This is a genomic window from Caballeronia fortuita (assembly GCF_001544835.2).
Lineage (GTDB): Bacteria > Pseudomonadota > Gammaproteobacteria > Burkholderiales > Burkholderiaceae > Caballeronia > Caballeronia fortuita.
This window is the reverse complement of the sequence record NZ_FCNX02000003.1, coordinates 111,370-124,569: the sequence shown is the minus strand read 5'-3', so window position 1 is coordinate 124,569 and position 13,200 is coordinate 111,370. Positions and strand designations below refer to the sequence as shown.

Here is a 13,200-nt window from a genome sequence, read left to right as displayed (position 1 = left end):
CATGAACGATACCTTCAAGGCCGCGGTTGCGGTCGAACCATCGCGCACGGAAGTTCAGACGTTCGAGCGGCCCGCGATCACGTCGTCGACGGGCCTGTTGCGCGTCGCGATCACGGGCGTATGCGGCAGCGACGGCCCGTACTATCGTCAATTGCCGCAAAGCCGCGGACCCTTGATTCTCGGGCATGAATCGGTCGGACACATAGAGGAAGCGGGCGAGCTCGCGCGCGCACGTTGGGGCCTGAAGGAAGGCGATTACGTCGCGCTCGAAGAATACGTGCCGTGCGGCCATTGCGAGTTCTGCCTGTCGAACGAATTCCGTCTTTGCGATGCCACCGACTGGCGTCTGAACGGTCTGCGTTATGGCGCGACCGGCTTGCGCACCGCGCCGAGTTTCTGGGGCGGATTCAGCCAGTATCAGTATCTGCAACTGAACACGGTGTTTCATCGCGTGCCGTCGAGCGTCGCGCCGAAACATGCGGCGCTCGCGCTTCCGCTCGGCAACGGCATCGAATGGGCTTATCTGCAGGGCGGCGCGGGGCCGGGTCAGGCGGTCGTGATTCAGGGACCGGGACAGCAAGGTCTGTCGTGCGTCGTCGCGGCGCGTGAAGCGGGCGCGGCGAAGATCATCGTGACGGGTTTGTCGACGAAGACCGATCGCGAGCGTCTCGAACTCGCCACGCGTCTCGGCGCGGACCATACGATCGAAGTCGATCAGGATGATGTGCTCGAACGCGTCGCGGATCTCACCGGCGGCGCGATGGCCGATCTCGTGATCGATTGCGCATCGGGCGGGCCGGCCACGATCACATCGGCGATCCAGCTTGCACGCAAGCGCGGCACCGTAGTGCTCGGCGGCCAGAAGCGCGCGCCGATTCCCGAGTTCAACAGCGACATGATCATCGCGCGCTTTCTCACGGTGAAAGGCATGCGCGGTCATAGCTATCAATCGGTCGAACTCGCGCTGCAACTCATTGCGGCGAATCGTCACGATGTCACGCGCATGAGCACTCACACCTTCGGCCTGAACGATACCGATCTCGCGTTGCGCACCTTGCACGGCGACGGCGTCGAAGGCGCGATTCACATGACGATCGATCCATGGATGTAACGATGCAAGCACATCGCGCGCCTTCGGAGGTGCGTTTCAGGGTCCGGTCCCCAAACGCAGCGCCACGCCGCATCAGGGTCATTGCGCTTACCGATGACGATGCCGAAGTGAGAAGATGCGCTCAACATGCGCAACACGTGAACGACGCCGTGCAGTTCGTGCTTGCGCGCGAGCTTGCCGCGCTGCTGCAGACCGAAGGCGCCGACGCCGCGAGCATCCTGCGCAGCGTCGATGCGAACACGTCCGCGTTGAACGCGTGGCTCGGCACGCCGGATATCGTCGTGATCGCGGGCCGCGAAGGCGACGATGCGCAGGCGGGCGCGGTGGCGGCAAAGGCGTATCGAAGCCGTGGCGTGACGGTATCGGGCGTCATTGGCGCGGGCGACGACGAGCGAGCCCGCACCGGCACCGCCGATATGCTGCGCCCTCATTGCACGATGCTGATTCTTCCCGTGGGCGCGGGATATCTCGACGATCTGCTCGCCGCGCTCGGCGCATGACAACGAATACGTTCGCGCACGCACGCGCGGACATGCAGGAGACGAGGCCTTGAAGCAAGACATCAATCGATGGTGGACCGTCCTTGGCGGCGCGATCTGCCTTTCCGTCGGCGCGGGCGTGATATCGGCGTTCATGTTCGGCACGTTCATCAAGGCGATCGCGGCCGAGAACGGATGGAGCCGCGCGCAAGTCTCGCTCGGCCTCACGATCTTCGAGTTCGCGATGGGACCGGGCACGATCATGCTCGGTTCGCTGATCGACCGCTTCGGCGTGCGCCGTCCGACGATGTTGTTCCTGCTGCTGTTCGCGGGATCGATTGCGCTCGTCGGCGTAATTCCCGTGTCGCTTGCGCTCTTTTGTCTCGTGTTCGTGTTGGTCGGCTTCTTCGCGCCGGGCAGCAATGCGTTGCCGTATGCGAAGGTCGTGTGTGCGCGGTTCGATCATCGGCGCGGGCTCGCGCTCGGGTTGACGGTCGGCGGCACCGCTATTGGCGCCATGTTGATGCCGCAATATGCGGGCTATCTGCTGCGTCATTTCGGCTGGCGCACGGGTTATCTCGGCGTTGCCGCGCTGATGGCGGTGTTGTCGATTCCGGCGCTCTACTTTCTCGTGAAGATGCCACCTGGCGTCGATGAATCGATCTCGCGCCGTGCACGCGAAGCGCGTGCCGATCTGCCTTCGCTGTGGACGATCTTCCGGCACGATCGCACGTTCCGTTTGCTCGGCATCGCGATCTTCTGCATGTCGGGCGTGCTGCTGGCGCTGCTATCGCAACTCGTTCCGATGATGACCGATCGCGGCGAGACCGTGCGTGCCGCGGGAACCATGCTGTCGATCGCGGGACTTGCTTCGGCTGTCGGGCGCTTGTTTGCGGGCTATCTGATGGATCGCGTGCATGCGCCTTATGTGGCGGCGATGTCGTTCGGGTTGACGTTGTGCGGCGTGCTGATTCTCGCTGCTGGCGCAACCGGCGATGCGGCGATGGTCGCTTCGGCGATGATCGGGGTGAGTATCGGCGCGGAGGCGGACATCATTACGTTCATCGTGAGTCGATACTTCGATCTGCGGCTCTTCGGACGTGTGTGCGGCGGGATGTGGGCGTGTTGGGGTTGGGGCGCGGGGATCATGATTTTTCTCTCCGGGCTTTGTTATGACCTCACACGGTCTTATCATCTTGCGCTTTGGGTTTTTTCAGGGCTCGTGGCGGTGTCGGTTGTTTCTATCGTTCGGCTTGGGCCTTATGCGTATCCGGAGCAAGGGGACCGGCGGGTGGATTTGCATTCCGCGGTCGATGGGTCGGTAGAGGTCTGATTTTCGCCGGATCGCGGTTTCTTCGTGGCAAACCGGGATCCGGCGAAAAGAGAAACCTTCAAAAGTCAATAACCACCCTTTCCCCCAAGACCCCGGAACAACAAATCATCATAGTCTCGCCAGAAGCCCGCTCACGCTCAGTGAGCACACTATCCCGATGATCCGGCGTCCCTTCGATCACATCGACTTGACAGGCCCCGCAGATCCCTTCTTCACATGAGTAAGGCGCCGCCACGCCCCCTTCACGCAATACCTGAAGAATCGTCTTTCCAGGCGGCACTTCGAACTGCTGCCCGGTGCGATGCAACTGCACGACATAACCGCCATCGCACGCCGCCACCGCCCGTGGCGCAAAGTACTCGATATGCACCCGCTCCTCATCGATCGAAGCCGTAGCGGCTTCGTATCCCGCGAGCATTCCCTGCGGCCCACAACAATAAAAATGCGACCCGTCAGGCGCATTGCCGACAACAGAAGAAATATCCAGAACCCGCCCATCGTTCTCGCAATCGAAATGCAAATGCGCTTGCGGCAACGCCGAGAACGTATCCAGAAAGGCCGCTTCCCTTCGCTCACGACACGCGTAATGCAACTCGAACGAGCGATTCAAACGCATCAGCCGCTGCGCCATGCACCAGATCGGCGTGATGCCGATACCGCCCGCAATCAAGACCGTATGCGATGCAGTCTCACACAGCGGAAAGTTATTGCGCGGCCCGCCGATCTCGAGCATCTGCCCGACGCGCAATTGCTCGTGCATGAACCGCGATCCGCCCCGGCTCGCACGATCGCGCTTGATGCCGATCAGATACGCGCGCTCATCGCCATCGGCGGTCACGAGCGAATACTGACGCATCAGCCCGCTCGGCATATGTACATCGATATGCGCGCCCGGTTCCGCATGCGGCAACGCCGCGTTATCGGGACGGCGAATTTCGTAGACGTTGATATCGTCAGCCGCGTAACGGATGGCGGTCACGCGCATGTTCATCGGCGCATTGGATGCGCTCGTCGGCAAAGACATGAAACCTCTCCTCCATACAGGCGGCGGCATCGCGCCGCGAAATCATTCCTGCTCGATGTGGCGCGCCGCGCTCGCGAGCACGCTCTTCATCGGCAAACGCGGCTTGAGCGACGCAGCCGTATCGAGCAGCATCTTGCGAAATACCTTCACTTGATCCGTCGTGAATCGCGAAAGCAAGCCCGATACCGTCAACGCGCCGAGCAACTCACCGCGCTCGTTCAGGAGCGGCACCGCGACCGCCGCGAGATCGGGATCGCGATCGCCCTTCGATACGACCCAGCCGCGCGAACGCACAGGCATGCTCGCTTCCTCGCCGCGCGATTGCGGATCGAAGGCCCACAGCACACGGCCCGCCGCGCCGCCCTTCAGCGAATGCCGCGAACCTTCGTCGAGATGATGCCGCGCCGAACGCGGCGAGTTCACGCGATACAGACAAATGCGCTCATCGCCATCCCGCACATAAAACGATGCCGTCTCGCGCGTGAACGTCGACAGCTTCTGCAACGCGGGACGCACGAGGTCCTCGAGACTCACGTCGGCCTGGCTCAACGCGCCCAGACGGCGCAATTCCGGACCGAGCGTGAAATGACCGCTCGCATCGCGATCGAGAAACCGCATATGCACGAGCGACGCGCACAGCCGCAGAATCGTGCTCTTGTAGAACCCCGAACGCTGCGCGAGCACCGCAAGCGAAAGCGCCTCACCGGGCAAACGAAAGCATTGCAGGAGCGCGAGCGAACGTTCCACCGCTTCCACGCGCGGACGCTTGTCTTCCATGTCGTTCGCTTCGTCGAACGACGCATTCGCGTTCGATGCACGCATCGGGTATTCGAGGTTCATCGCTTCATCTCCACGACATCGTTCATGGGGAATTTATAGCGTCGGCCACCTATTCTGTCCAACAGAATTTGTGCCGCTTGTCAGAACGCCATGCGAACCCTAATCTGCATTCACCTGAACACGGAGACGGAACATGTTGAGTGCAGCGATGAACGAGAGACTCACGCGCGTGGGCCCGGGCACGCCCGGCGGCGAACTGATGCGGCGCTACTGGATTCCGATCGCGCCTTACTCGCAACTCGACGCTGAAAATCCCGTGCATAAAGTGCGCGTGCTCGGCGAGGATCTCGTGCTCTACAAGGACAAGAGCGGCACGCTCGGTCTGATCGGCGATCGCTGTCTGCACCGCAATGTCGATCTCAGGTTCGGCATCCCCGATAGCTGCGGCCTGCGTTGTCCCTATCACGGCTGGCTCTTCAACGAAGACGGCAAATGCGTCGAGCGGCCAATGGAAGCCACGCCGCGCGGCGAGATCAAGCAAAAGCTCAAGGCGTATCCGGCGCAGGAACTTGGCGGACTCGTATTCGCTTACCTCGGACCATTGCCCGCACCCGCATTGCCGCGCTGGGACCTCTTCGTATGGCCCAACGCGATTCGCCAGATCGCGATCATGAAGATCGACTGCAACTGGCTGCAATGCCATGAGAACACCGGCGATCCGACGCACAGCGCATGGGCGCACGGCCACATGTTCCAGTACGTGCTGGAAAAGCAGGGGCGTTATGAGGATGCCGCCGCGCGCGCCGAACATACGTTGCATACGCGGCTGAAAACAGGCATCGGCATCAAGGAACTGTATGCGAATCAAAGCACGCACGGCATCTCGAAGGGCGTGCGGTACTCGAAGGAGCTCGGCGCCGAAGAAGACTACACGCGCGAGCATTCGACGGTCATCTTCCCGTTCTTCACACAGACCGGCAAAACGGGGGCGCCCCGCAGCGAGTATCAGATTCGCGTGCCCATCGACGATGAACACACGTATCACATCTGCTATCAGGTCTATGCGGCCCCGCCGGGCGTCGATGCGCCAAAGCAGGACAGCGTGCCGTGGTACGAGCCGCCGCGTTACGATGAGCACGGCAAGCCCATCCTCGATTACGTGCTCGCGCAGGACGCGCTCGTGTGGGATGCGCAAGGCGCGATCACGGATCGATCGAAGGAACTGCTCGGCCGAACGGACATCCCCATCGTGCTGTTGCGCAAGCAGCTCGACGAGCAGATTCGCCGTGTCGAGGAAGGGCTCGAGCCGATCAACTTCTGGCGCGATGCGTCGCCCGATATCATCTACGGCTCGGGCGAAGCGCCGGATTTCAGCAAGCCGCTTCTCAAGCACAACTTCCGCAAGCTCTATCATCGCGGCTTCTTCAACGACGATGCCGACCGCTATGGCCCGATCATCGAAGACGTGAAGGACCTGCATCGCCGAATCGAGGAAGCGGAGATCGCCGCGCGCGAAGCCAGCCCGAGCACGACCTGATTACGCGCGGAGAACATCGCGATGAAATACAGAAGCATCGGGCGCACGGATCTGAAGGTGTCCGAGATCGGCTTCGGTTGCGGCGGCAACGCCGGCCTGATGGTGCGCGGCCGCTTCGACGAGCAGTTGCGCATCGTCGAAGCGGCGCTCGACGCAGGCATCAACTACTTCGATGTCGCGCCCGACTACATCGGCGCTGAAGCGAATCTCGGCCGCGTGCTGCGCACGCTTCACGCGCGGCCGCTCATCAATTCGAAGGTCGAAATACGCGCTGCCAATCTCGACGACATCGCCGGGCATGTGGTGCACTCCGTCGAAACGAGCCTGAGAGAGATCGGCGTCGACACGCTCGATGTCGTGCAGATTCATAACGCGCCCATAGGCGGATCGCGCCTACCGGCCGGTCACGACTATCACACGCTCGGCGTGCGGCATTTTCTCGGCGCAGGCGGCGCGCTCGAGGGTCTGCGCCGTCTCGTCGATGCCGGCAAGGTGCGCCATCTTGGCTTCGTCTGTCGCGGCAACGATGCGCCTTACGTGCGCGAGCTTCTTGCGACCGGCATGTTCAATGTGCTCAACGTGCCGTACACGCTGCTCAATCCGAGCGCGGGCATGGTGCTGCCCCCGAAGCTTTCCGTCGACAAGGACGGCGGCGCCGTACTCGACGATGCACGCGAAGCCGGTGCGGGCGCCGCGATCTACAGCGTGCTCGCGCGCGGCTTTCTGTCGGACCAGAGTGTTGCGGGCGAAGCCCATCATCCGCTTGCGCGCGAAGTATCGCACAACGCATCCGACGCCAACGCGATGCGCGAACGTGCGGCGCGTGTGCGCTTTCTCGCGCTCGAATCCGGCATTTCGCTCGCGCAGGCCGCGTTCCGCTTCGTGCTCGCGCATCCGGCCGTCACGACCGCGCTTGGCGGATTCTCGTCGATGGAACAATTGAAAGAACTCTGCGCCGTCTCCGGTATGGGCCCATTCGACGCTGCGCTCAACGCGCGGCTCGAACGCGTGTGGGAGAGCAATTTCGCGGAGACGGAATCATGGTGACGCGAAGAGACGTGATGCGTCTTGCAGGAGCTGCGCTCGCGCTCGGCGCTGCGGGCCTGCCGCCTGCGGCCCGGGCGAGAGAAGCGCAGCCGCAGCCGAACCTCGCGCTCGCGTCGTATGAAGGCCCGGACCGCGCCGCGAAGATTCTCGCCGCCGCGAAGGAAGAAGGCGAGTTGAACTTCTATACGTCGATTGCGCAGCCGGATGTCGCGCCGCTCATCGATCCGTTCGAAGCGCGTTATGGCATCAAGGTCAACGTATGGCGCGCGGGCGATGAGCAAGTGGTACAGCGTATCGTCGCGGAATCGCAGGGGCATCGCTACATCGTCGATGCGGTGCACACGGGCTCGTCGTATCTCGATGCGCTGCGCCGCGAAAAGCTGCTCGCGCCGGTCACGTCGCCGGTGCTCGCTGAACTTGCGCCGAACGTCGTGCCGGATCATCGGCAATGGGCCTCGACGATGCTCTCCGTCTGGGTGCAGGCGTACAACACACGCCTCATCGAGCGCGCCGATCTGCCGAAGACATACGACGATCTGCTCGGATCGCACTGGAAAGGCAAACTCGGCATCGAAGCGAAAAGCAGCGACTGGTTCGCCACGGTAGCCACGCAAATGGGCCGCGACAAAGGCATCGAGTTCTTTCGCACGCTCGTCGATACGAACGGCGTCGCCGCGCGCACGGGCAACTCGCTGTTGAACAATCTCGTGGTGGCCGGCGAAGTTCCGCTCGCATTGGAGGTCTACAACTACATGCCCGCGCAGGCGAAGCGTCGCGGCGCGCCGATCGACTGGTTCGTGTTGCAGCCCGCGGCGGCGCGCGCCAACGGCGTTGCGTTGCTGACACATGCGCCGCATCCGGCCGCCGCGTTGCTGCTGTACGACTATCTGCTGTCCGTCGATGCGCAGCGCATCCTCGTTTCGCGCGACTATGTGCCCACCAATCGCAATGTCGCCTCGCCGATGCAAGGCATCAGCGTCGCGCTCGTCGATCCGGCCATGACGATGCGCGACCGCGGTCAATGGAACAAGACGTTCAACCAGATCTTCCTGCACGCATCGGGAACGTGATGCGCGAGCGCAGATGTCATTTCGGCTTGAGCAGCACCTTGATCGAGTCGAGCGAATTCGCGATCTTGATGGCCTCGTCCCATTCGTCGAGCGTGAAGCCATGCGTGACGATGCCCTTCGACGTGACCAAACCGCGCGCGAGCAGATCGATCGCGATCGGATAGCAATATGGCCCGAGATGCGCGCCGCGCACGTCGAGCTCCTTGCGGTCGCCGATGATCGACCAGTCGACGGTCGTATCCGCGCCGAACACCGAGAACTCGACGAAGCGGCCGAGCTTGCGTATCAGCTCCAGCCCTTGCGACACGCCCGCTGGCACGCCGGTCGTTTCGATATACACGTCGCAGCCGTATCGGTCCGTGATCGAACGGATGATTTCGAGCGCATCGTCGGTCTTCGGGTTGATCGTGATGTCGGCGCCATATTCGCGTGCAAGCGCAAGACGTTCGTCGACGAGATCGATGACGACGAGCTTCTTCGGCGTCTTCAGATGCGCGACCTGCGTCATCATCAAGCCGAGCGGCCCCGCGCCCGCGATCACGACGACGTCGCTCAACTGGATGTCACCGCGATTCACCGTATGGATCGCACACGCGAGCGGCTCGATGATCGCCGCATCTTCGAGCGAGATGCCATCCGGAATCTTATGCACGATGGCAGTCGGCGGAAAACGCATGTATTCGGCCATGCCGCCGTCCGCGACCTCTCGCTGAAAGCCGAAGATGTTATGCACTTCGCACATCCAGTACTCGCCCGACTTGCAATAGCGGCATTTCCCGCACGGCACGATCTGCTCGGCGATCACGCGATCGCCCTGCTTCACGCCGAAATGTTCTTCTGCGCCATCGCCCAGTTCCTCGACATAGCCGAAGAACTCGTGTCCGGGAATGACAGGCGCCTTGACCCAAGGATTCGGGCCGCCCCAGAACATCTTCGCGCCCGACCAGCATTTGCAGTCGCTCGCACAGATGCCGCATGCCGCGATGCGGATCACGAGTTCATCGCGCGCGGGACGCGGACGCTGCACGCGCTCGACGCGATAGTCCTTCGGCGCGCGGCATACGATCGCAGTCATATCTGAATCGGCCATGAGGTGTCTCCGTATCGTTATGAGAATCGCGAATCACTCTTCCAGTACGATCTGCACCTTGACGTCGGTCGGCACGCCGCTCGCTGCTTCCTCGAATGCCTTGATGCCTTCGGCGAACGGGAACGTGCGCGAGATGAACGGCTTCACATCGAGCTTGCCGGATGCGATCAACTGAATCGCGCGCGGAAAGATGTTCGCGTAGCGGAACACCGACTCGATGCGCGCTTCCTTGATCTGCACCGCAACCACATCGAGCGGCACCGCGCGTTGCGGCATGCCGACGAGCACGAGGCAGCCGCCCGGACACAACAGATCGACGATGCCTTCGAACGCCTTCTCGTTGCCGCTGGCTTCGAACACGATGTCCGCGCCCCAGCCGTCCGTCAAATCACGAACGACATCGAGCGCGCGCTTCTCGCGAATGTTCACCGCCGTCACGCCCTGCACGCCGCCGATCAGTTCCAGCTTTTCCTCGACGAGATCGCAGACGATCGCGCGGCTGCATCCGCCCGCGAGCGCGGCGAGCGCGCACATCATGCCGATCGTGCCCGCGCCGAGCACGACCGCGACATCGCCCGGCTTGATCGCCGCCTTCTTCGCGGCCTGCAATCCGATCGACAACGGCTCGACGATCGCGCCTTCGGCGAAGCTCACGTTATCGGGCAGCTTGTACGTGAACGCGGCGGGATGCACGACATACGGCGCGAGACATCCATGCACGGGCGGCGTGGCCCAGAAGCGCACTTTGGGATCGAGGTTGTACAGACCTTCACGCGATGCGCGCGAGTCCATGTCGGGCACGCCCGGCTCCATGCACACGCGATCGCCCGCCTTGAGATGCTTCACTTCCTCGCCCACTTCGACGACCGTGCCCGATGCTTCGTGCCCGAGCACCATCGGCTCGTTCACGACGAACGGCCCGATGCGGCCATGCTGATAGTAGTGAATGTCGCTGCCGCAAATGCCGACCGTATGAATCTTGATGCGCACATCGCGCGCGCCCACGACTTGCGGCAAGCTGAATGGACGCAGGCTGATGCGTTTCGCTTCCTCGAGAACCAGTGCTTCCATCGTCGTTCCTTTGATAGTTGAATCGGCTGTTTCAGCGGGACTGGAATCCACCATCGACGAGCAGGCTGACGCCGCTGACCATGCTCGAATCGTCGGAGAGCAGATAGGCAATCGTGCGCGCGACTTCGAGCGGTTCCACGAAACGGTTCATCGGAATGCGCGCGAGCATCGGCGCTGATTTGGCGGGATCGCTCCACGCGCGTTCGCCCATCGCGGTCATCGTGACGGTCGGCAGGACCGCGTTCACGCGAATGCCATGCGCGCCGAGTTCGTTGGCCATCACGCGCGTCATCGCGTCGAGTCCGCCTTTCGATGCGCAATACGCTGCGTGCAGCGCAAAGCCCACATTCGCCGACAAGCTCGATACGTTGACGATCGAACCGCCCACGCCGCGCGCAATCATGTTCCTCGCGCATTCCTGCGCGACGATCATCGCCGCGCGCACGTTCACGTTCATCGTCAGGTCGAAGGCTTCGACAGTCGTATCGAGAAACGGCTCCAGCACGGCGATGCCCGCGTTGTTGACGAGCAGATCGACCGGCTGAACGGCGCGCGCGGCCTCGCGCGTGGCGTTCGCATCGGCGAGATCGACAGCGATGGTTTCGCAGCCGGTCTCGTTCTTCAACGCGTCGAGATCGGATGCGCTGCGGCTCAGCGCGATCACGCGCGCGCCACGTTCGATCAGCAGTTGCACGGTCGCCTGACCGATGCCTTTGCCCGCGCCCGTGACGAGCACGGTCTTTCCCGCGAATTCGCGATTTCTGTCGATGGTCGTCATGGTGTCGTCTTCAGGGCTCGTCGCACAGACGTCGCGCGGTGTCTTCGTCGGTCACGAGCACGGAGGGATAACGCCCGCGCAACGCCGCGCGCGTCACATGAAACTTCTTCTTTCCGCCGCTCACGAGAATCACGCGCTTTACCTTGCGCAGATCGTCCAGCGTGATCGCGACCGTGCGGCGATTCAGCGGATGATCGATCAGCTCGCCATCTTCATCCATGAAGTGACCGAGCATGTCGCCGACCGCGCCTGCTTTTTGCAGCGTGCGCAATTGCTCAGGATTGTCGATGCCGTAAGTCACGACGAGCGATTCGGTGAGATCGCCGCACGTGAGCAGCGCGAGATCGGCATTGCGTGCGAGTTCGTAGGTCTCGCGCACCGTCTCTTCCTGCAAGATGACGTCGCGCGCCTTCTGGCTGCTGACGTAAATCGGCGCGGCGAAGAGATAGCCATCGGCGCGGCAGATGTTCGCGAAGTCGGACACGATATCGAACGTGTTGATGCTCGGGCAATGCGACAAGCCGCCTTGCAGCGACACCGCCGACACCGGCCCGTACGTGCGCTGCGGCATCGCGCGCAGCACGGCGCGAATCGTGCGTCCCCAGCCGAGGCCGATGGTCTGCCCCGCGACGATCTGCCTCGCGAAATACGACGCCGCGCCAATGCCGAGCGCCGCATTGTTCGCCTCGTTGTTCACGCCGCTCGGCACGACGACTGCGCATTCGAGACCGAAGCGCTTGGCGAGCGCTTCTTCCAGCGCGACGCACGGCGCGATCTTGCTGTTGATCGTGATCTGCACGAGCCCGGATTCGCGGCTCGCGGCAAGCAGCCGGTTCACGCGCACACGATTGCTGCCGATGCGCTGCGCGATCTCCTGCTGCGTCAGATTGCCGACGTAGTAATGCCACGCGACACGCGCCTGCAGTTCCTCTTCGGAGTCGATGGAATCGTCCGCTTCAGCGATGGCGACGGGCGGTGCGGTCTTGCTCATGGTGTCCTATGTTTGAATGAAGGCGCCGCGATTCTATTTCACCGCGCCCATCGTCAGGCCCTGCACCAGCCGGCCCGACACGGCGAGCGCGAACACCACCATCGGCAGCACGATCAGCGTGCCTGTCGCCATGATCTCGCCCCACGGCAACTCATAGCCGCTCATGTAACTCGTCGCTGCAACGGGCGACGTGATCGCGTCGCTGCGCGTAAGCACGAGCGCATAGAGCAGATCGTTCCATGAAAAGATGAACGCGAAGATCGCCGATACGACGATGCCCGGCATCGCGAGCGGCAGATTGATGCGCCAGAACACGCGCCACGGCGACGCGCCGTCGAGCCGCGCGGCTTCGTCGAGTTCGACGGGAATATTGCGGAACTGGTCCGTGCAAATCCACACGACGATCGGCAGCGAGAACGTCAGATAGAGCAGAATCAGCACGATATGCGTATCGACGAGATCGAGCTTCGTCGCGATCAGGAAGAACGGCACCGCGAGCACGACAGGGCTCACCATGCGGTTCGAGATGAACCAGAACCACAGGTCTTCCTTGCCGCGGAATTCGTAGCGCGCGAGCGCATACGCGGCTGGCGTGCCGAGCAGGATCGCGAGCACCGTCGTGCTGCTCGCGATGATGAGCGAATTCAGCAGACTGCCCGCCACATCATGTTCGAAGAGCGCCGCCGAGTAGTGATGAAACGTCGGCGAGAAAAGCCACTTCGGCGGATACGCGAGTGCGTCGGCCTGGCTTTTCAGGCTCGTCGTGACCATCCAGTAGAACGGAAACACCGACGACATGAACACGACGACGAGACCAATGAAGTGCCATACCGTCGCGCGTTTTCTTGCCGCGCGTGCGCGCTTTGCCCGCTGCGTGGTCTGCATGTTG

Annotated in this window: 13 protein-coding genes; 6 read left to right on the top strand and 7 right to left on the bottom strand. The window is 62.5% G+C overall.

The window, feature by feature from the left end:
- Position 1: 1 nt before the first annotated feature.
- The 3 genes from AWB77_RS07535 (at position 2) to AWB77_RS07525 (ending at position 2,923) form a co-directional block, all read left to right on the top strand.
- A complete protein-coding gene (locus tag AWB77_RS07535) occupies positions 2-1,111 on the top strand; it encodes a zinc-dependent alcohol dehydrogenase (RefSeq protein ID WP_061133800.1) in 1,110 nt (369 codons plus the stop codon).
- A 137-nt stretch (positions 1,112-1,248) separates the two neighbouring features.
- The gene (locus AWB77_RS07530; protein ID WP_244158484.1) at positions 1,249-1,611 is read left to right on the top strand and encodes a hypothetical protein; all 363 of its coding nucleotides are present in this window, start codon (positions 1,249-1,251) and stop codon (positions 1,609-1,611) included.
- A gap of 49 nt (positions 1,612-1,660) precedes the next feature.
- Entirely contained in the window at positions 1,661-2,923 is a 1,263-nt protein-coding gene (locus tag AWB77_RS07525; RefSeq protein WP_061133798.1) for an MFS transporter, read from the top strand.
- 58 nt (positions 2,924-2,981) lie between these two features.
- On the opposite strand, the gene AWB77_RS07520 is transcribed toward AWB77_RS07525, so the two are convergent.
- Positions 2,982-3,947, bottom strand: a complete 966-nt coding sequence (locus AWB77_RS07520; protein ID WP_061133797.1) for a PDR/VanB family oxidoreductase — start codon at positions 3,945-3,947, stop codon at positions 2,982-2,984.
- A 42-nt stretch (positions 3,948-3,989) separates the two neighbouring features.
- Positions 3,990-4,787: an IclR family transcriptional regulator gene (locus tag AWB77_RS07515; RefSeq protein ID WP_061133796.1), complete on the bottom strand. Its 798-nt coding sequence runs from the start codon at positions 4,785-4,787 to the stop codon at positions 3,990-3,992.
- 133 nt (positions 4,788-4,920) lie between these two features.
- Here AWB77_RS07515 and AWB77_RS07510 point away from each other — a divergent pair, with 133 nt between their 5' ends.
- From AWB77_RS07510 to AWB77_RS07500, 3 genes are read left to right on the top strand one after another with little or no spacing between them, the layout of a single operon-like run.
- Positions 4,921-6,264, top strand: coding sequence for a Rieske 2Fe-2S domain-containing protein (locus AWB77_RS07510; RefSeq protein WP_061133795.1), 1,344 nt, complete (start codon positions 4,921-4,923; stop codon positions 6,262-6,264).
- A gap of 21 nt (positions 6,265-6,285) precedes the next feature.
- On the top strand, positions 6,286-7,311 hold the full coding sequence (locus AWB77_RS07505; RefSeq protein WP_061133794.1) for an aldo/keto reductase: 1,026 nt from the start codon (positions 6,286-6,288) through the stop codon (positions 7,309-7,311).
- Positions 7,305-8,381 carry an ABC transporter substrate-binding protein gene (locus tag AWB77_RS07500; RefSeq protein WP_082852608.1) on the top strand — a complete coding sequence of 359 codons (1,077 nt, stop codon included), beginning with the start codon at positions 7,305-7,307 and terminating at the stop codon, positions 8,379-8,381. Before AWB77_RS07505 ends, AWB77_RS07500 begins: the two co-directional genes overlap by 7 nt.
- 16 nt (positions 8,382-8,397) lie before the next feature.
- Here AWB77_RS07500 and AWB77_RS07495 read toward each other — a convergent pair whose 3' ends face one another.
- From AWB77_RS07495 to AWB77_RS07475, 5 genes are read right to left on the bottom strand one after another with little or no spacing between them, the layout of a single operon-like run.
- Positions 8,398-9,471 carry an alcohol dehydrogenase catalytic domain-containing protein gene (locus AWB77_RS07495; protein WP_061133792.1) on the bottom strand — a complete coding sequence of 358 codons (1,074 nt, stop codon included), beginning with the start codon at positions 9,469-9,471 and terminating at the stop codon, positions 8,398-8,400.
- A 33-nt stretch (positions 9,472-9,504) separates the two neighbouring features.
- Positions 9,505-10,542: an NAD(P)-dependent alcohol dehydrogenase gene (locus AWB77_RS07490; protein ID WP_061133791.1), complete on the bottom strand. Its 1,038-nt coding sequence runs from the start codon at positions 10,540-10,542 to the stop codon at positions 9,505-9,507.
- Positions 10,543-10,573: 31 nt separating this feature from the next.
- Positions 10,574-11,320: an SDR family oxidoreductase gene (locus AWB77_RS07485; protein WP_061133790.1), complete on the bottom strand. Its 747-nt coding sequence runs from the start codon at positions 11,318-11,320 to the stop codon at positions 10,574-10,576.
- 10 nt (positions 11,321-11,330) lie between these two features.
- Complete coding sequence (locus AWB77_RS07480) at positions 11,331-12,311, bottom strand: sugar-binding transcriptional regulator (RefSeq protein ID WP_061133789.1); 981 nt, start codon at positions 12,309-12,311, stop codon at positions 11,331-11,333.
- 33 nt (positions 12,312-12,344) lie between these two features.
- Entirely contained in the window at positions 12,345-13,196 is an 852-nt protein-coding gene (locus AWB77_RS07475; RefSeq protein ID WP_061134068.1) for an ABC transporter permease subunit, read from the bottom strand.
- Between the last annotated feature and the right edge of the window lie 4 nt (positions 13,197-13,200).

Bases quoted from the DNA above. Each gene is read 5' to 3' on its own strand.
- AWB77_RS07480 (WP_061133789.1), bottom strand. From the start codon at position 12,311: ATGAGCAAGACCGCACCGCCCGTCGCCATCGCTGAAGCGGACGATTCC.
- AWB77_RS07520 (WP_061133797.1), bottom strand. From the start codon at position 3,947: ATGTCTTTGCCGACGAGCGCATCCAATGCGCCGATGAACATGCGCGTG.
- AWB77_RS07475 (WP_061134068.1), bottom strand. From the start codon at position 13,196: ATGCAGACCACGCAGCGGGCAAAGCGCGCACGCGCGGCAAGAAAACGC.
- AWB77_RS07515 (WP_061133796.1), bottom strand. From the start codon at position 4,787: ATGAACCTCGAATACCCGATGCGTGCATCGAACGCGAATGCGTCGTTC.
- AWB77_RS07485 (WP_061133790.1), bottom strand. From the start codon at position 11,320: ATGACGACCATCGACAGAAATCGCGAATTCGCGGGAAAGACCGTGCTC.
- AWB77_RS07490 (WP_061133791.1), bottom strand. From the start codon at position 10,542: ATGGAAGCACTGGTTCTCGAGGAAGCGAAACGCATCAGCCTGCGTCCA.
- AWB77_RS07505 (WP_061133794.1), top strand. From the start codon at position 6,286: ATGAAATACAGAAGCATCGGGCGCACGGATCTGAAGGTGTCCGAGATC.
- AWB77_RS07510 (WP_061133795.1), top strand. From the start codon at position 4,921: ATGTTGAGTGCAGCGATGAACGAGAGACTCACGCGCGTGGGCCCGGGC.
- AWB77_RS07535 (WP_061133800.1), top strand. From the start codon at position 2: ATGAACGATACCTTCAAGGCCGCGGTTGCGGTCGAACCATCGCGCACG.
- AWB77_RS07500 (WP_082852608.1), top strand. From the start codon at position 7,305: ATGGTGACGCGAAGAGACGTGATGCGTCTTGCAGGAGCTGCGCTCGCG.
- AWB77_RS07495 (WP_061133792.1), bottom strand. From the start codon at position 9,471: ATGGCCGATTCAGATATGACTGCGATCGTATGCCGCGCGCCGAAGGAC.